Here is a 16500-nt window from a genome sequence, read left to right as displayed (position 1 = left end):
ATCAGTCGCAGCCTGCCGAGACGAGCGTCTCGGCCAGGTCCGCGGGTCGGTTGAACATCACGTAGTGCGAGCCCGGGATCTGCAGGATCCGGGCAAGCGGACCCAGACGTTGGGCGAATCGGGGGAAGGAGGCGTATTCGCCGGGCGGCAGCGCCATGTCGCTGATCGGATTCACATAACTGGCGTGCAGTCCGCCCGACGCGATCAGCTCGTGAAACGTGTCGAGGTCGAGTTTGTCGGTGAAATATCTGACCGGAAGGGGCGACATCTGGGCGTAGATCACTGTCGCGGCAGCGGAATCCATGTCGTTGCACGCGCGTTCGCGGATCACCGGGAACGGCAGCAGGAAACCCTGTGCCGGATCGGTCATGTCGAAGAAGGCGGCGTCCGCTGGTGGGAATTCGTCGGCCAGTGCGTGGCCGACACCGGGAACGAACGCGCTCAAGAACACCAACCGCTTGATCCGGGTCGGCGCCTGTGCGGCGGCTTGGGCGATGTAGGCGCCCCCGATCGAATGGCCGACCAGGACCACGTCGGACAGGCCATTGTCGTGAAGATACCCGGTCAGGGAGGCGACGGCGTCGGCGTGCGCCAACGTCATCGGATCGCCCGGATCGTGCCCGGCCAGGGTCGGGGTGTGCACGATGTGCCCGTCGCCGCGCAGCACGCTTGCGGTCTGCTTCCACATATCGCCGGTCATAAATGCGCCATGGACCAGCACGAACGTCAGAGATGCGGGGGTCATACGAACTCCTGTCAGTCGGTGACGGCGGGGTGCGCCGGATGACTCGTCACCCAGATAGATCCCACCCGACGGGCAAAACTGGGCGGCACGCGCCACGAAATCGGGTGGACATGACGGCGGTACGTGGCATGAGTCGACGGCGTTCTACCGTGCACGTGGCAGGGATGGCGGCAGCCCGAACGTAGGGAGGACGATCTCCTCGAAGCGGGTCATGGCGCTGATTCGGTCGCCGGCGAGGGTGAGCACGAACAGGCCGACTCCCTGACTACCGGTGGGGGTGGGTCGGTAGACACCGAACGCCGGTTGACCGTTGGCTCGCGTCGGCACCAGTTCAAATCTCGGTGCCGAGCCGAAAACAAGGGCGCAGAAGCGGGCCACGCTGTCTCGGCCCCGGTACTCCAACGGTATCGGTGGCATCGACATGAAGACGTCGTCGGTCAACAGCGCCACCAACGCATCGATATCGGCGGATTCGTAGGCGCTGACGAACTTCGCCGCGATCGCGTTCTCGGCAGGCGAGTCGGCGGCGGGCGGCTGGGCTCCGGCAGCCGTCACCGGCAGTCGATGTTGCATGCCCGCACGTGCGCGTTTGAGGGCGCTTTTGACCGATTCGACGGTCGTGTCGAGCATGTCGGCTACTTCGTTGGCGTGGAATCCGAGGACGTCGCGCAGGATGAGAACGGCGAGCTGGCGAGGCGGCAGGATCTGCAGGGCGGTCACAAACGCCAGGGAAATGGATTCGGATTGCTCGTAGCGGGCCTCCGGACCCAGCGGCACACTGATCGCACCGTCCAGAAGGGTGTCGGGATAGGGCTCGAGCCAATGGATTTCGCCGAAGCCCGTCGGTTCCGGCGGTTCGACTCCCGGAACGTCCCACTGCTTCGCGGGACGCCGGCGCTCGGCGCGCAACGCGTCGAGGCACCGGTTGGTCGCGATGCGGTAGAGCCATGTGCGAACCGAGGCGCGGCCGTCGAATCGGTCGAGGCCACGCCACGCGGCCAACATCGTGTCCTGAAGAGCGTCCTCGGCATCCTGAAACGATCCGAGCATCCGGTAGCAGTGCACCTGTAGCTCGCGACGATGCGGCTCGGTCAGCGCTCGGAACGCCTCGCCGTCGCCGGCCCGCGCCCTCGACACCAGGTCCGTTCTCGCCAACTCCACTCCCGCCGCCTCTCTCCGTGTGTGCGGTTCCACCCCGTACAGACGCCGGCCGCTGCGCGAAGGGGGCGCTCGGGCAGCGCCCCCTTTTCCGGTATCGCGGCGTCCATACCCGTGACAACCGACAACCTCGTCAAAGGAGCACGGAAATGGGAAAGATCGTCCTCACCTCGAACGTCACACTCGACGGAGTGGTCCAAGACCCGGACGGCGCGGAGGGCTTCGAACACGGCGGCTGGTTCCACCAGTTCGTGGGAGCCAAGGACCTCGAAGACTGGACCGTCCGTGAGACGCAGGAGGCGCTGGATGCCGAGGTGCTGCTGCTGGGCGGGCGGACCAATGAGTGGTTCGCGGACCGGATGACAGAGCAGAACCTGGCGGAGGGCCGTGTGAGCCCCGAGTGGGCGAACAGGGTGCGCAGCATGCCCAAGTACGTCGTGTCCTCGACTGTCGACGACCCTCGGTGGACCAACGTCACCGTCCTGCGCGGCGACGCGGTCAAGGAGGTTTCGGAGCTGAAGGGCAAAGTGGACGGGGAAATCCTGATCTACGCCAGCTACCAGCTCGCACGCACACTGATCGAACACAACCTGCTCGACGAACTGCGGCTGGTCGTCTTTCCGGTTGTGGTGGGAACCGGCCGGCGTCTGTTCGATGAGGCCAGCGCCAAGAAGCCGCTGCACCTGGTCAACACCCGACAGCTCGGTGACGGCCTGGTGTACTACAGCTACGAACTCGCGCAAGGCTAACGCCTGCAACAGCCGCGCAGTAGGACAGCGGACTTCGAGACAGGCCCTAGCAGCGTCAGGCGTCGGACCTCGGCCAAGCGCGATCATCGTCGAGGGCTCCGTCGTCCGGTCCGGAGCGGGCTCCTCCGTCCGCCGCGGCGATCAGAGCCGCGAAGAGGGCGCCGTCGTCCCCCGCCTCCGGATGCCACTGAACGCCGATCCCGAACGGGTATCCCGTGAGCTCCGCGGCCTCCACCAGGCCGTCGTCCGCCCACGCGGTCGGGATCAGCCCGGTGCCGAGCCGATCGATCGCCTGGTGGTGATAGTGCGCCACGGTGATCCGCTCCTCCGCGCACACGGCGGCTAGCCGTGTCCCGGATCCGATCTTCACCGGGAATCGGCCGTACACGCCTGGTGCCGGGCAGTGCCGGGTGTCGCCGACGACCTCCGGTAGGTGCTGGTGGAGCGTTCCGCCGAGCGCGACGTTGAGCACCTGCAGTCCACGGCAGATGCCGAGGACGGGGAGCCGTCGTTCGAGCGCGGCCCGTACGAGGCCGAGTTCCGCCTCGTCGCGGAAGTCGCGGACCTGGGCCGTCCGCTCGTGCGCCTCGGCGCCGTACCGGGCGGGGTTCAGGTCACCCCCGCCGGCCACGATCAGGGCGTCGAGGCGCTCGACCAGCGGCGCCGGATCGCCGACCGGCGGCAGCAGCACCGGCTGCCCGCCGGCCCGGACGACGTGCTCGACGTAGGAGTGGGGCAGCAACGTGGCCGTCATGTCCCAGACGGTGAAGCGGGCGGGCTCGACGTACGCCGTGATGCCCACGACGGGAGAAGGGACGCTCATAGCGGCGTCACGTACGCGCCGGAGATGCCGCCGTCGACGAGGAACTCCGATGCGGTGATGAAGGACGCGTCGTCGCTGGCGAGGAAGGCGACGGCGGCGGCGATCTCCGTGGCCTCGGCGAAGCGGCCGACGGGGACGTGTACGAGGCGGCGGGCGGCCCGCTCGGGGTCCTTGGCGAACAGCTCCTGGAGCAGCGGGGTGTTCACCGGCCCGGGGCAGAGGGCGTTGACGCGGATGCCCTCCCGGGCGAACTGCACGCCGAGCTCGCGGGACATCGCCAGCACGCCGCCCTTGGACGCCGTGTAGGAGATCTGGGAGGTGGCCGCGCCCATCACCGCGACGAAGGACGCGGTGTTGATGATCGAGCCCTTGCCCTGCGCGCGCATGTACGGGATGACGTGCTTGCAGCAGAGGTACACGCTGGTCAGGTTGACCTCCTGCACGCGCCGCCACGCGTCCAGTCCCGTCTCGAGGATCGAGTCGTCGTCCGGCGGTGAGATCCCGGCGTTGTTGAAGGCGATGTCGACCGAGCCGTACGTCTCGTTCGCCGCGGCGTACATGGCCGTGACGTCGTCCTCGCTGGTGACGTCGGCCCGGACGAAGAGGCCGCCGACCTCATCGGCGGCGGCCTTGCCCGTGGTCTCGTCGAGGTCGGCGACGACGACCTTGGCGCCCTCCTGGGCGAAGCGCCGCGCGGTCGCCAGCCCGATCCCGCTGCCGCCGCCGGTGATGACGGCGACGCGGTCCTGCAGACGCTGCATTCGTGTTCCCTCCGATGGTGAAGCTGCGATCAGTCGGTGGCGATGAAGACGTTCTTGGTCTCGGTGAAGGCGGTGAGCGCGTCGGGGCCGAGTTCGCGGCCGAACCCGGACTGTTTGAACCCGCCGAAGGGCGTCCAGTACCGCACCGAGGAATGGGAGTTGACCGACAGGTTGCCGGCCTCGATCGCCCGCGCGAGGCGAAGGGCGCGGCTCACGTCGCGGGTCCAGATCGATCCCGACAGGCCGTACGCCGTGTCGTTGGCGATCCGTACGGCGTCGGCCTCGTCGTCGAACGGCAGGACGCTCACGACCGGCCCGAAGATCTCATCGTTCCAGGCCCGCTGGAACGCCTCGTCATCTGGTGCGGGTGCGAGGACGGTCGGCGGGAACCAGAAACCGGGACCTTCCGGGCATCGGCCTTGGATCGCGATGTCGCCGGCGACGTAGCCGCGTACCCGCTCCCGCTGGGCGGCGCTGATCAACGGACCGATCTCGGTGTCCTCGGCTCGCGGATCGCCGACCCGCACGCCCAGCACCGCGGGCTCCAGCAGCTCCATGAACCGGTCGTACACGTCGCGCTGGACGAGGATCCGCGAACGCGCGCAGCAGTCCTGCCCGGCGTTGTCGAACACGGCGTACGGCGCGGTCGCCGCCGCCCGCTCCAGGTCGGCGTCGGCGAAGACGATGTTGGCGCTCTTGCCGCCCAGCTCCAGGGTGAGCCGTTTCACGTCCGTGGCGCAGGCCGCCATGATCTGCTTGCCGACCCTCGTCGACCCGGTGAAGACGATCTTCCGGACTCCGGGGTGCTCGACGAGCCGTTGCCCGGCGACCGGGCCCTCGCCGGGCAGCACCTGCAGGACGCCTTCCGGCAGGCCGGCCTCCAGGGCGAGCCGGCCGATGTGCAGCGCGGTGAGCGGCGTCGCCTCGGCGGGCTTGACGATGACGGTGTTGCCGGCGGCCAGCGCGGGCGCCATTCCCCACGCCATGATCGGCATCGGGAAGTTCCACGGCACGATCACGCCGACCACGCCCAGGGGCTCCTGGAAGGTCACGTTGAGCCCGCCGGCGACCGGGATCTGCCGCCCGAACAGCCGCTCCGGCGCGGCCGCGTAGTACGTCAGCAGGTCGCGGACGTTCCCGGCCTCCCAGCGGGCCTGGCCGACGGGGTGGCCCGCATTGGCGACCTCCAGGGCGGCCAGCGCGTCGATGTTCTCCTCGACCTTGGCGGCGAAGGCGCGCAGCAGTCGCGCGCGGTCGCCGGGCGCGACGTTCCGCCAGGTCTCGTACGCGGCGGCGGCGCGCTCGACGGCGGCGTCGACCTCTCCGGCGCTCGCCATCGACACGGACTCGACGACCTCTTCCGTCGCCGGATTGATCACTTTGAAGTCGGTCACGATCTCTATCCCGGTGGATTGCCTGGTCAAAGCCGCTCGAAGCCGCGGAACAGCTCCCAGTCGGTGATTGCCCGGTCGTAGGCGTCGAGTTCTACGCGGGCGTTGTTGGCGTAGTGCTCGACGACCTCGTCGCCGAACGCCTCGCGGGCCAGGGAGCTCTTGCACCAGTCCTCGTACGCCTCGCGCAGCGTCGGGCGTACCTGCTCCGCGCCGGACGCGTACGCGTTGCCGGTGAACGGGTCCTCCAACGGCAGCTCACTCTCGATGCCGTGCAGGCCCGCGGCGACCAGGGCGGCCACCGCCAGGTACGGGTTGACGTCGCCGCCGGGCACACGGTTCTCGATGCGCAGCGACGGGCCGTGCCCGACCAGCCGCAGCGCGCAGGTCCGGTTGTCCAGCCCCCACTTGAGCGCGGTCGGCGCGAACGAGCCCGGCGCATACCGCTTGTAGGAGTTGATGTTCGGCGCGTACAGCAGCGTGAAGTCCCTGATGCAGGCCAGCTGCCCCGCGATGAAGTGCTCGCCGAGCGGCGACAGCCCGTACGGCCCGTCGCCGGCGAGCAGCGGCGTGCCGTCGGCGGACCGCAGCGAGATGTGGATGTGGCAGGAGTTGCCCTCCCGCTCGTTCGGCTTGGCCATGTAGGTGATCGACATGCCGGCCTGGGCGGCGATCTCCTTGGCGCCGGTCTTGTAGAGCGCGTGGTTGTCGCAGGTGGAGAGCGCGTCGGTGTAGCGGAAGGCGATCTCGTGCTGGCCGAGGTTGCACTCGCCCTTCGCCGACTCGACGTACAGACCGGCGCCGTCCATGGCGTTCCGGATCCGGCGCAGGAGCGGTTCCACGCGCGAGGTCCCGAGCACCGAGTAGTCGACGTTGTACTGGTTCGCCGGTGTCAGACCCTGATACCGGCGGTTCCACGCCTCCTCGTAGGACTCCTGGTAGACGATGAACTCCAGCTCGGTGCCGACGTAGGCCGTCCAGCCGTGTTGTGCGAGCCGGTCGAGCTGGCGGCGCAGGATCTGCCGCGGCGCGGCGACGACGTCGGCGCCGTGCGACGCATCGGCGTCGTCTCCGTGCGCCCCGGCCTCGTCGTCGTGCGCCTCGCCGCCCCACTCCAGGTCCGCGAAGACCATCGCGGTCCCGTCGTGCCAGGGGATGCGGCGCAGAGTGGCCAGGTCCGGGCGCATGACGAAGTCGCCGTAGCCGCGCTCCCAGGAGGACATCGCGTACCCGTCGACGGTGTTCATGTCGACGTCCACCGCGAGCAGGTAGTTGCACCCCTCCGAACCGTGCCCGGCCACCTCCTCCAGGAAGAACCGGGCGGACAGGCGCTTGCCCTGCAGCCGTCCCTGCATGTCGGGGATGACGATGAGGACCGTGTCGATCCGGCCCGCCGCCGCCTCGTCCTTGAGTTGCTCGAGTGTGAGCAGACCTCGGTCGACCACGCTTCGTCCTCTCCGGACGCCGGACCGGGGAGGCGGCCCAGGGGGAATGGTTTGGTTTAGAACCATTGATGGCTAGACCTGGGCATCTGTCAACCCCTGGCGTCCACAGCTGAGTGAGTACCCCCTTGACGGGAGGTCTTCCGGCTCGCACACTTCCGGGACAGTGAAAGGGCCGCTACGGGCCGTGTTTCGAACGGGTTACGGACAGCCCAAGACCCCCGACGCTCCGCAGACCCGGCGCGCGCCGGCCAACCCCCGACCTCCACCACCCCCGATCCGAGGAGGCCCCATGGCCACCGGTCTCGACGATGACGCCAGACGACTCGCAGAACTCGGTTACAAACAGGAGTTGGAGCGGTCCTGGAGCGGCTTCTCCAACTTCGCCATCTCCTTCTCGATCATCTCGATCCTGTCCGGGTGCTTCACGACCTTCGGGCAGGCCTGGAACAACGGCGGTCCCGTCGCCATCACCTGGGGTTGGCCGCTCATCGCCGGCTTCATCTTGATCATCGGGTTCTGCATGTCCGAGCTGGTCTCGGCCTATCCGACCGCCGGCGGCATCTACTGGTGGGCGGCCACCATGGGCAGGCCGGTGCACGGCTGGTTCACCGGCTGGCTCAACCTGATCGGCCTCATCGCCGTCACCGCGTCGGTCGACTACGGCTGCGCGACGTTCCTCAACGTCCTGCTCGGCATGCTGCACAAGGGCTGGGACGGCGGCCTCGGCTTCGTGTTCGTGCTGTTCCTGGTCATCCTGGCCCTGCACGCGCTGATCAACATCTACGGGCACCACCTCGTCGCGATCCTGCAGAACATCTCCGTCTGGTGGCACGTGTTCGGCGTCGCCGCGATCGTGCTCATCCTGGTGTTCGGCCCGGACTCGCACCAGAGCCTGAAGTTCGTGTTCACCGAGCGGATCAACAACTCGGGCTTCTCCGGCGGGACCTACTGGTTCTACGTGCTGCCGCTGGGCTTCCTGCTGACGCAGTACACGATCACCGGGTTCGACGCGTGCGCGCACGTCTCGGAGGAGACCCAGGACGCCGCGCGCACCGCCGCCAAGGGGCTGTGGCGGTCCATCGCCTACTCCGCGGTCGGCGGCTGGATCCTGCTGCTGTCCTTCCTGTTCGCCGCGACGGACGTCAAGGGCATCAACGCCGCACAGGGCTTCGCACCGGCGATCTTCACCAGTGCGCTCAGCCCGGCGCTCGCCAAGATCGTGATCGCGATCTCGGTGATCGGCCAGTTCTACTGCGGCATGAGCTGTGTGACGAGCATGTCCCGGATGACGTACGCGTTCTCGCGGGACGGCGGCGTGCCCGGCTGGCGGCTCTGGTCGAAGGTGGACAAGAACCGCACTCCGGTGAACGCGATCATCATGGGGTCGATCGCGGCCCTGGTCCTCACCCTTCCGGCCCTCTACAAGAGCCCGACCGGCACGCCCGTCGCGTTCTACGCCGTCGTGTCCATCGCGGTCATCGGTCTGTACCTGGCCTTCCTCATCCCCATCTACCTGCGCGTACGGATGGGCGACCGGTTCCAGCCGGGGCCGTGGACGCTCGGACGCAAGTACAAGCTGTTCGGCTGGATCGCGATCATCGAGATCGCCGTCATCTCGATCTACTTCATCCTGCCGATCGCTCCGGCCGGCGTTCCCGGCAACAAGAAATGGGACTGGAGCGCAGTGAACTACGCCCCGATCGCCCTCGGTATCGTGCTGGCCCTGGTCGGTGGCTGGTGGGCACTGTCGGCGCGGACCTGGTTCACCGGGCCCCGCCGCACGATCGACGAGCCGGAACCGACGATCGCCGACGGTCCGGCCGCAGCCGGCGGACCCGCCCCCGAAGCGTCGCAGGCCTGACCGCATCCGCCGGGCGGGCCCGAAACAGCCCGCCCGGCGGTGTCGTGGCGGCGCGGCAGACCGTGCGCCTGTCCAGCGGTGGCCCGGCCGTCCGTTTCGCCGACCGCATTACGCTGATGCGCATGAGCCCAGGACCGCGTCCCCCGCGCCGCTCGCCCGGCCGGATCGCGTCCGCCGGGCAGGGGCGTCGCCGGTGCTGAAGGGCGGTCTTCGTTGAGTGACGAGCGGGATCCGGCCGCTCTGGCGCCCTCGACGGTCTTCCGGCCCGTCCGCGCGGGCAACGCCTTCGAGGAGACCGTGGAGCGCCTCCTCCAGGCGATCAAGCTCGGGGTGGTCGGCCACGGTGAGCGTCTCCCTCCGGAGCGGGAGCTCGCCCCGCAGCTGGGCATCAGTCGCGTCACGCTGCGCGAGGCGATCCGCGCCCTGCAGGAGGAGGGTTACGTCGAGTCCCGGCGCGGCAGGTTCGGCGGGACCTTCGTGACCTACCGGCCCCGAGCCCCGCGACGGGGCGACCTGGAGCGGGTCGCCGCGGGCATGGGCGAGGAGCTCAGCGACGCTCTGATCTACCGCATGGCGGTCGAGACCGGAGCGGGGCAGTTGCTGGCCGGCCGGCGGCTGCGCGACGAGCAGGTCGACCGGCTCCGGTCGTGCCTGCGGGACGCCGACACGGCGGCGCCGGAGGACTACCGGCGGCTCGACACCCGGTTCCATCTGACGATCGCCGAGCTGACCGGCTCGCCACTGCTCGCGGGTGCCTGCGCCGACGCCCGGATGCGGTTGAACGACCTGCTGAACGCCATCCCGGTGCTCGAGCGCAACATCGAGCACGCCTCGACACAGCACGCCGCGATCGTGAACGCCATCCTGGACGGTGACCCGGAGGCGGCGCGCCGCGCGATCGTCGAGCACCTGGAGGGCACCGGCGCGCTGCTCCGCGGCTTCCTGACCTGAGCCCCACGGCCGGTTGAGGATCGCCGGACCTTTGGGGTCGTCGTAGCTTCCAGCGCAAAAACGACGATCACGGGAACCGGCTGCTGCGCGTGGCGCGGTGACGGATCAGCTGGGGAGGGGCCGTAGTTCAAGGGCGAGTTCGATGGCTCGGTCTACGTGCAGGCTGGTGGTGTCGTACAGCGGTAGGCCGGACACGTCATTCGGGGTGATCAGCAGACCGAGTTCGGTGCAGCCGAGTACCAGCGCCAGTGCGCCCTGTTCGACCAGGCCGTCGATGATCCGCATGTACTGCTGCCGAGTGCGGTCGCTGATCACGCCCCTGGTCAGCTCCGCGAAGATGCTGTGGTGGACCAGTTGTTGGTCCTCGATCTCGGGCACGACGACGTCGATGCCGCCCGCCGCGAACCGGTCGCGGTAGAAGCCGGGTTCCATCACGGGTTCGGTGCCCAGCAAGCCGAGGGTGGTATTGCCCGCCGCGCGTGCGGCGTCGGCGGTCACGTCGACGATGTGGATGAACGGGATGCTGATGGCGGCGGCGATCTGTGGCGCTACCCGATGCGGGGTGTTGGCCGCCAGCAGAAGAAAGTCCGCGCCGCCCCGCTCGACTTGCTGGGCCCGTTCACTGAGATAGTTGGCTGCCTCGGTCCAGGCTTGGGTGCGGACACAGCGCTCAAAGATGCCGAAGTCGACGCTGCGCAGCACTATCTCGGGCGCGGCGTGGCCACCGAGTTGCGCGTTGACTCGCTCGTTGAGCAGTCGGTAGTACTCGGCGCTGGCTACGCTGCTCATGCCGCCGAGCAGTCCGATGGTCTTCACACGTAGTGCCTTCCCGGTTGATGCAGGAGACACTGCCAAGCCTGACCAGGTGCGTCCGTAACGGGTGCGCCTGGGTCCGGCTCAGCCCGGTATCCCAGCCAGCTCCGGGTAGAGCGCTTCGATGCCCGCGGCCAGTCCGGACTGCACTTGGCGGCTGAAGTCGTCCGCGACGATCTCGTGGGCGCCGGCGGCGATGCCGTCGACGGCGATCCGGGCGATGTCGGCAGGGTCGGACTTGGGCTCAGTGACTCCTCGGGTCATGTCGGTGTCCATGAGGCCGACGTGTAGTCCGGCGACCCGAATGTTCTGGTCGGCGAGTTGCAGGCGCAGCGCGTTCGTCAGCGACCACTGTGCGGACTTGGCAGCGCAGTAGGCACCGCCCGGCCCGAAGCTGAGCCAGGACAGGACGGACAGGACGTTCAGGATCGCACCGCCGCCGTTGGCCGCGATCTGGGGGGCGAAGCCACGGACCACCGAGAGGGTGCCGAAGTAGTGGGTGTCCATCTCCAGGCGGATATTGTCCAGGTCGCCTGCGAGCAGGTCGGTGTAGGTGTTCGAGCCGGCATTGTTGATCAGGACCGTCACGTCGCCGGTTGCCCTGACGGCTGTGGCGACGGAGGCGGGGTCGGTGATGTCGAGCGCGATCGGCTTGGCGCCCGGCAGGTCGACCTGGTCGGGGTTGCGGGCGCCGGCGTAGACCGTGGCGCCGCGGGTGAGCAGTTCGGCGGCGAGCGCTCGGCCAAGCCCCCGGTTGGCTCCGGTGACAAGGACTGTACTGGTGGAAAGGTCCACTGAATACTCCTGGTGAATTGATGGTTTTCTCTGTCAACCGGGGAGCCGGTTGAGCTTGCGGATCTGCCGGTCGAAGGCCCGGGAGGGAACGATGCGGTGCAACGTGCTGACGCGTCGGGCCAGCGCGCCGGCGGTGTACCGCAGCTTCGGCTTGGAATCGGTCGCCGCTGCGACGATCACCTTGGCGGCGAGGGCGGGATCGTCGCCGTCCTTGATCGCTGCTGCCAGTACCTGGTCAGAGATCTGCCGCTGCTGCGCGTAGATCCCCAGCGGTGTTTCGGGTTGCGGGCGGTTCGCGTCGAACGCGGTCTCGGTAAAGGCGGGCTCGATGAGAAGGACCCGGACGCCGTGTTGGCGGACCTCGTGGTCCACGGACTCGGAGTAGCCCTCGACCGCGTGCTTGGACGCGGCGTAGACGGCTCCGTAGGGCGCGGGGAGGAACCCGAGGACGGACGAGACGTTGATGATGCGGCCGCTTCCCTGAGCGCGCATGTGCGGCAGGACGGCCTTGGTCATGCGGATGACGCCGAAGACGTTGGTGTCGAAGATGCGCTGGGCTTGGGCAACGGAGCTTTCCTCGGCGGCGCCCGCTGAGCCGACACCGGCGTTGTTGACCAGGATGTCGATCCGGCCGAACCGCTCGATCACCTGCCCGACCGCGGTCGTGACGGACTCGTCGCTGACCACGTCGAGGTCGAGGAAGGTCACGCCCTTGATAGGGGTGACCTTCGTCGTGTTCCGGCTTGTTCCGACCACCTGGAAGCCCGCCTCGGCGAGCGCGAGGGCGGTGGCCTTCCCGATGCCCGAGGACGCACCCGTCACGAGCGCCACCGGTCGAGTTGCTGTCATCGTCTGCCTCCTGGGTTTTAGCTTATGATCGTAAGACCATAGAGTGAGACGGGTTCAGGGGGCAAGAGTCTTCGGGAAATTAGATTATGGTCGTACTCTCATCCGGGGTGGGTCGGTGGGCATGCAGCCAGCTGGCCGGACAAGGAGCATGTGGTGGTGCGGTACGGCAAGGAGCACAAGCAGGCGACGCGGCGGCGGATCATCGAGACGGCCGGCCGCCGGTTCAAGGGCGACGGCATCGACGGTTCAGGGGTCGCCACACTCATGGCGGACGCGGGACTGACCAATGGCGCCTTCTACGCCCACTTCGCCTCCAAGGACGACCTGGTCACCTCCGTGGTCGCCGACCAACTCCGCGCACAGTGCGAGAGCCTCGGCGCGATAGGGCCAGGCCTCGCCGGACTTGAACAATTCGTGCGTACGTACCTCTCGGTCGAGCACCGCGACAACCTCGAGGACGGCTGCCCATCTGCCGCCCTGCTCGACGAGATCGGGCGCTGCACGGATCCGACCAGACAGGCGTTCACCAACGGATTGCTGGTCGTCATCGACGACATCGCCGCTCGTCTGGCGCCGGACGATTCGCGGCCAGCACGCACGAAGGCGCTCAGCGTCTTTGCCGCGATGGTCGGGACGCTGCAACTATCCCGCGCTCTGACCGACCGGCGGCTCGCCGATGACATCCTCGAGCAAGGCATCCAGAACGCCCTCGCGCTGTTGAGCGCCGGGCCCGAACGGTAGCGCCCCTTCGGTGCGCGGCGGCAGACCTACTGAGCTCAAGCTTGAGCGGAAGGAGCCGGAAGAGTGAGGATCCGTCAGGGCGGAGTGGCCGACGTGCCAGTGATCATTGAGATGCTGGACGCCGCGGTGGCCTGGCTGACCGCCATCGGCCGTTCGGACCAGTGGGGCACCGAGCCGTGGTCGGCGAACCCGAAACAGGTGCGGAGCATCACCGACAAGGTGCGCACCGGCACCGCCTGGATCGCCGAGGTCTTGGAGGCGCCGGCGGGCGCCATGACCGTCTCGTCGGTGGCACCGCATCACGTCCCGGCCGCCGATGAGCCGGAGCTGTACATCAACTGGCTCGTCACCTCCCGTCCCTTCGCGGGTCAGAGCGTGGGCGCCGCGCTGCTCGAACACGCATGTGCGGAAGCCCGGCGCCTGGGCGTCGGCCTGCTGCGCGTCGACTGCTACGCCGGTAATGACGGCCGCCTGGTCGACTACTACCGCGGCAACGGCTTCACCCCGGCCGAGACGTTCACGGTCCGCAACTGGCCGGGCCAGGTGCTCTTCCGCCGGACGTGACGCCACCACCCGGTCGGTGTGCCAGCAGGCCGCGGAACCGGTCGGCGCGGAAGGCGGCGAGTTCGGCCGGGCGCCGGCCGGTCACGACGTAGTCCGCCATCGCCTTGCCGGTCACCGGCGCGAGCGTGATGCCGAGCATGCCGTGGCCGGTGGCCACGTACGCGTTCGGGCTGCCGGGCACCCGGTCGAGCACGGGCAGTCCGTCCGGCATCATGGGGCGCCCGCCGACCCACGGATCGTGGATGAGGGCCATGAGGTCGTCGGCGCTGTCGTACCAGTGACCGAGGTAGTCACGGCTGGCGTGCGCGATCGCGACGACACGCCGCCAGTCGAGCCGCCGGTTGTTGCCGCTGAGTTCCATCGTCCCGGCGATGCGGGTGGCGCCCCCGATGGGCGAGACCGCGATGTGCTTGTCGCCGAGGTACAGCGGATGTTCGGGAGCCGGGTCGAGGTCGATGGAGAAGCTGTAGCCCTTGCCCGCCTGCAACGGCAGGCGGACGCCGAGCCACCGCAGGAGGTCCACCGACCAGGCGCCGGCGGCCACGACGACGGAGGAGCACTCGATGTCGCCGCTCGTGGTGCGCAGCGCCGCGATCCGGCCGTCGCGGATGCGGAACCCGCGGACCGCCTCGTGCTCGGTGACGCCGACGCCGTCGTGCCGCAGCCGGTCGGCGAGCGAGGCCACGAACGCGGTCGGGTTCACGACGCCTTCGCCGGGGACGAGGTAGCCCGCCTCGACCTTGCCGCCGAGGGCGGGATCCAGCGCCATGGCCTCCTTGCCGGTGAGGATCTCGCCGGGAACGTCGTACCCGGCCCACGCCATCGCCCGCTGGATCCCGTGCGTCCGTCGCGCCTCCGCCATGGACGAGTAGGCGTGGACGAGGCCGGGGCGGGTCAGGGTGGTCACCACGTCGGCGTCGGCGAGTTCGGCGAAGCGCTCGAAGGTGGCCTGGGCGAACTCGGCGACGGCCGCGTACCCGCGGTCGAAGACCGTACGGGCGCAGCTGCGCTGGAACAGCACCAGCCAGCGGAGGAACGCCGGTGTGGGTTGGAGACGCAGGTAGAGCGGGGAGTCGGGCCGGCCGATGGACCGCGCGGCGTACCAGATCACCCCCGGCGCGGGCACCGGTGCGGAGTGGCTGAGGCAGACCCAGCCGGCGTTGCCCCACGAGGAGCCGCCCCCGACGGGCCCCCGGTCGACGACGTGCACCGGGACGCCGAGGCGCCGGAGGTGGAAGGCGGTGCACAGCCCGATCGCTCCGCCGCCGATGACGACGACCGGAGCACGGCTTTCAGCAGACAGGACCGTTCACCTTCCCGAACTGCGGTAGGACCGGAGGAAGGCCTGCGTACGGGTCTGCCGCGGGTCGTCCAGCACCTGCGCCGCAGGGCCCTCCTCGACGACGCGCCCACTGTCGATGAAGGCCACCCAGTCGGAGATCTCCCGGGCGAACGGGACCTCGTGCGTGACGATCATCATCGTCATGCCGTCGTCGGCGAGGTCGCGCATGACGCGGAGCACCTCCCCGGTCGACTCCGGGTCGAGCGCCGAGGTCGGCTCGTCGAAGAGCAGCACGGCTGGCCGGAGCGCGAGCGCGCGGGCGATCGCCACCCGCTGTTGCTCGCCGCCGGACATCTGTTCGGGGAAGGCGAGCGCTCGGTGCGCGAGGCCGACACGGCGGAGCAGGCGCACGGCCGTGGCGATCGCCTCGTCCTCGCGGACGCCGGCCGCCTTGATCTGCGCGAGCACGACGTTCTCGACGGCGGTGAGGTGCGGGAACAGGTGGAACCGCTGGAACACCATGCCGACGCGCTGCCGCAGGCGGGCCAGGTCGCCGGACGCGACGCGGCCGTTCGCGAAGACCGGTTCGCCGGCGACCTCGATGGTCCCCCGATCCGGCCGTTCGAGCAGGTTGACGCAGCGCAGCAGGGTGCTCTTGCCGCCCCCGCTGGCGCCGAGGATGCTGACGATGTCGCCGGACCGTACGTCCAGGCCGATGTCGTCGAGGACGACCCGGCCGTCGAACGACTTGCCGAGACCGTCGATCCGTACGACGGGGCCGTCGTCGGCGGGCTGAGCGGCCTTCGTCACGGCGGGCCTTTCGATTGTCATTTCGCCTCCAGCACGGGCTCGGCCTCGGCGACCGCGAGCAGCGCGCGGGCCTTACGCAGGCGCCGACGTCGCCCGGGGAACAGCGGCGTGCCCGCGCGCACCCGCCGTTCCAGCCAGAGCAACGCCTGGGACAGCGGGTAGCAGACGGCGAAGTAGATCGCCGCGATGACGATGTAGACCTCCAGGGCACGGAACGTGTCGGAGGTGATGAGCTGTGCCTGGGTCATCAGCTCGGCCGCGGAGATCGTCACGAGCAGCGAGGTCGACTTGAGCAGGTCCACCAGCATCGTGTTGGTACCGGGCAGGGCCAGGCGCAGCGCCTGCGGGAACACCACGTGCGTGAGGGTGCCGAGGCCGCTCAGGCCGAGGGCGTGAGCGCTCTCCCGCTGGCCGTCGTGTACGCCGGCGAGCGCGGATCGGAAGATCTCCGAGAGGTACGCCGCGTAGAAGATCACCATGCTGAGCGACCCGGCCTCCAGCGCACTGAGCTTCACGCCCACGGAGGTCAGCCCGAAGTAGGTGATGAAGATGATCGCGAGCAACGGGATGTTCTTGAACACCTCGGTGTAGATCGTCGCGGGGAGCCGTACGATCCGCAGGCGGTTCATCCGCAGGAGGGCGACGGCGAGCCCGAGGATCACGGCGCCTGCGAATCCGAGCGCCGTGTACTCCAGCGTGTGCAGCAGTCCTTGCACCAGCGAGCCGGTGTAGTCGGACCAGGGAACCTTGAACATCGCGGTC

17 protein-coding genes are annotated in these 16500 nt (G+C 68.9%); 5 read left to right on the top strand and 12 right to left on the bottom strand.

Translation table 11 applies throughout. The features are described 5' to 3' along the window. Nucleotide 1: 1 nt before the first annotated feature. Both ACQP2O_RS54500 and ACQP2O_RS54495 read right to left on the bottom strand, forming a co-directional pair. On the bottom strand, nt 2–745 hold the full coding sequence (locus ACQP2O_RS54500) for an alpha/beta fold hydrolase (RefSeq protein ID WP_433178598.1): 744 nt from the start codon (nt 743–745) through the stop codon (nt 2–4). Between the two features lie 144 nt (nt 746–889). Beyond that, complete coding sequence (locus ACQP2O_RS54495; RefSeq protein WP_433178595.1) at nt 890–1900, bottom strand: sigma-70 family RNA polymerase sigma factor; 1011 nt, start codon at nt 1898–1900, stop codon at nt 890–892. A 152-nt stretch (nt 1901–2052) separates the two neighbouring features. Here ACQP2O_RS54495 and ACQP2O_RS54490 point away from each other — a divergent pair, with 152 nt between their 5' ends. Beyond that, on the top strand, nt 2053–2652 hold the full coding sequence (locus ACQP2O_RS54490; protein WP_433178593.1) for a dihydrofolate reductase family protein: 600 nt from the start codon (nt 2053–2055) through the stop codon (nt 2650–2652). Between the two features lie 55 nt (nt 2653–2707). On the opposite strand, the gene ACQP2O_RS54485 is transcribed toward ACQP2O_RS54490, so the two are convergent. From ACQP2O_RS54485 to ACQP2O_RS54470, 4 genes are read right to left on the bottom strand one after another with little or no spacing between them, the layout of a single operon-like run. After that, nucleotides 2708–3475: a gamma-glutamyl-gamma-aminobutyrate hydrolase family protein gene (locus tag ACQP2O_RS54485; protein ID WP_433178590.1), complete on the bottom strand. Its 768-nt coding sequence runs from the start codon at nt 3473–3475 to the stop codon at nt 2708–2710. Beyond that, complete coding sequence (locus ACQP2O_RS54480) at nt 3472–4236, bottom strand: 3-oxoacyl-ACP reductase (protein ID WP_433178588.1); 765 nt, start codon at nt 4234–4236, stop codon at nt 3472–3474. The genes ACQP2O_RS54485 and ACQP2O_RS54480 overlap by 4 nt, the downstream gene beginning before the upstream one ends. A gap of 29 nt (nt 4237–4265) precedes the next feature. Beyond that, nucleotides 4266–5630: an aldehyde dehydrogenase family protein gene (locus ACQP2O_RS54475; RefSeq protein ID WP_433178586.1), complete on the bottom strand. Its 1365-nt coding sequence runs from the start codon at nt 5628–5630 to the stop codon at nt 4266–4268. A gap of 26 nt (nt 5631–5656) precedes the next feature. Further along, nucleotides 5657–6982, bottom strand: coding sequence for a glutamine synthetase family protein (locus ACQP2O_RS54470; protein ID WP_433191530.1), 1326 nt, complete (start codon nt 6980–6982; stop codon nt 5657–5659). A gap of 379 nt (nt 6983–7361) precedes the next feature. Here ACQP2O_RS54470 and ACQP2O_RS54465 point away from each other — a divergent pair, with 379 nt between their 5' ends. After that, nucleotides 7362–8933 carry an amino acid permease gene (locus ACQP2O_RS54465; RefSeq protein WP_433178585.1) on the top strand — a complete coding sequence of 524 codons (1572 nt, stop codon included), beginning with the start codon at nt 7362–7364 and terminating at the stop codon, nt 8931–8933. A gap of 213 nt (nt 8934–9146) precedes the next feature. Continuing rightward, nucleotides 9147–9884, top strand: a complete 738-nt coding sequence (locus ACQP2O_RS54460) for a FadR/GntR family transcriptional regulator (RefSeq protein WP_360882381.1) — start codon at nt 9147–9149, stop codon at nt 9882–9884. Between the two features lie 105 nt (nt 9885–9989). Here ACQP2O_RS54460 and ACQP2O_RS54455 read toward each other — a convergent pair whose 3' ends face one another. The 3 genes from ACQP2O_RS54455 to ACQP2O_RS54445 all read right to left on the bottom strand — a co-directional run bounded on the left by ACQP2O_RS54455 (nt 9990) and on the right by ACQP2O_RS54445 (nt 12341). Next, on the bottom strand, nt 9990–10700 hold the full coding sequence (locus ACQP2O_RS54455; protein ID WP_433178583.1) for an aspartate/glutamate racemase family protein: 711 nt from the start codon (nt 10698–10700) through the stop codon (nt 9990–9992). An 81-nt stretch (nt 10701–10781) separates the two neighbouring features. Then, nucleotides 10782–11492, bottom strand: a complete 711-nt coding sequence (locus tag ACQP2O_RS54450; RefSeq protein WP_433178580.1) for an SDR family oxidoreductase — start codon at nt 11490–11492, stop codon at nt 10782–10784. A gap of 33 nt (nt 11493–11525) precedes the next feature. Continuing rightward, nucleotides 11526–12341 carry an oxidoreductase gene (locus tag ACQP2O_RS54445; protein WP_433178578.1) on the bottom strand — a complete coding sequence of 272 codons (816 nt, stop codon included), beginning with the start codon at nt 12339–12341 and terminating at the stop codon, nt 11526–11528. A gap of 153 nt (nt 12342–12494) precedes the next feature. Here ACQP2O_RS54445 and ACQP2O_RS54440 point away from each other — a divergent pair, with 153 nt between their 5' ends. Both ACQP2O_RS54440 and ACQP2O_RS54435 read left to right on the top strand, forming a co-directional pair. Next, nucleotides 12495–13082, top strand: coding sequence for a TetR/AcrR family transcriptional regulator (locus tag ACQP2O_RS54440; protein WP_433178576.1), 588 nt, complete (start codon nt 12495–12497; stop codon nt 13080–13082). Nucleotides 13083–13145: 63 nt separating this feature from the next. Continuing rightward, nucleotides 13146–13646: a GNAT family N-acetyltransferase gene (locus ACQP2O_RS54435; RefSeq protein WP_433178574.1), complete on the top strand. Its 501-nt coding sequence runs from the start codon at nt 13146–13148 to the stop codon at nt 13644–13646. On the opposite strand, the gene ACQP2O_RS54430 is transcribed toward ACQP2O_RS54435, so the two are convergent. Genes ACQP2O_RS54430 through ACQP2O_RS54420 form a run of 3 tightly spaced genes read right to left on the bottom strand, consistent with a single transcriptional unit; the run spans nt 13600 to nt 16493 of the window. After that, nucleotides 13600–14916: an NAD(P)/FAD-dependent oxidoreductase gene (locus tag ACQP2O_RS54430; RefSeq protein WP_433191527.1), complete on the bottom strand. Its 1317-nt coding sequence runs from the start codon at nt 14914–14916 to the stop codon at nt 13600–13602. The genes ACQP2O_RS54435 and ACQP2O_RS54430 overlap by 47 nt on opposite strands. A gap of 39 nt (nt 14917–14955) precedes the next feature. Continuing rightward, nucleotides 14956–15759, bottom strand: coding sequence for an amino acid ABC transporter ATP-binding protein (locus ACQP2O_RS54425; RefSeq protein WP_433178572.1), 804 nt, complete (start codon nt 15757–15759; stop codon nt 14956–14958). Continuing rightward, nucleotides 15756–16493: an amino acid ABC transporter permease gene (locus tag ACQP2O_RS54420; protein WP_433178570.1), complete on the bottom strand. Its 738-nt coding sequence runs from the start codon at nt 16491–16493 to the stop codon at nt 15756–15758. The genes ACQP2O_RS54425 and ACQP2O_RS54420 overlap by 4 nt, the downstream gene beginning before the upstream one ends. Nucleotides 16494–16500 lie beyond the last annotated feature (7 nt).

The organism is Actinoallomurus sp. CA-150999, assembly GCF_050942425.1.
GTDB lineage: Bacteria > Actinomycetota > Actinomycetes > Streptosporangiales > Streptosporangiaceae > Actinoallomurus.
This window is presented reverse-complemented; position numbering and strand designations above follow the sequence as displayed.

What these genes read in the sequence shown, in the direction of transcription:
- ACQP2O_RS54500 (WP_433178598.1), bottom strand. Translation starts at nt 745, where the DNA reads ATGACCCCCGCATCTCTGACGTTCGTGCTGGTCCATGGCGCATTTATG.
- ACQP2O_RS54490 (WP_433178593.1), top strand. Translation starts at nt 2,053, where the DNA reads ATGGGAAAGATCGTCCTCACCTCGAACGTCACACTCGACGGAGTGGTC.
- ACQP2O_RS54485 (WP_433178590.1), bottom strand. Translation starts at nt 3,475, where the DNA reads ATGAGCGTCCCTTCTCCCGTCGTGGGCATCACGGCGTACGTCGAGCCC.
- ACQP2O_RS54480 (WP_433178588.1), bottom strand. Translation starts at nt 4,236, where the DNA reads ATGCAGCGTCTGCAGGACCGCGTCGCCGTCATCACCGGCGGCGGCAGC.
- ACQP2O_RS54470 (WP_433191530.1), bottom strand. Translation starts at nt 6,982, where the DNA reads ATGCAGGGACGGCTGCAGGGCAAGCGCCTGTCCGCCCGGTTCTTCCTG.
- ACQP2O_RS54465 (WP_433178585.1), top strand. Translation starts at nt 7,362, where the DNA reads ATGGCCACCGGTCTCGACGATGACGCCAGACGACTCGCAGAACTCGGT.
- ACQP2O_RS54445 (WP_433178578.1), bottom strand. Translation starts at nt 12,341, where the DNA reads ATGACAGCAACTCGACCGGTGGCGCTCGTGACGGGTGCGTCCTCGGGC.
- ACQP2O_RS54425 (WP_433178572.1), bottom strand. Translation starts at nt 15,759, where the DNA reads ATGACAATCGAAAGGCCCGCCGTGACGAAGGCCGCTCAGCCCGCCGAC.
- ACQP2O_RS54420 (WP_433178570.1), bottom strand. Translation starts at nt 16,493, where the DNA reads ATGTTCAAGGTTCCCTGGTCCGACTACACCGGCTCGCTGGTGCAAGGA.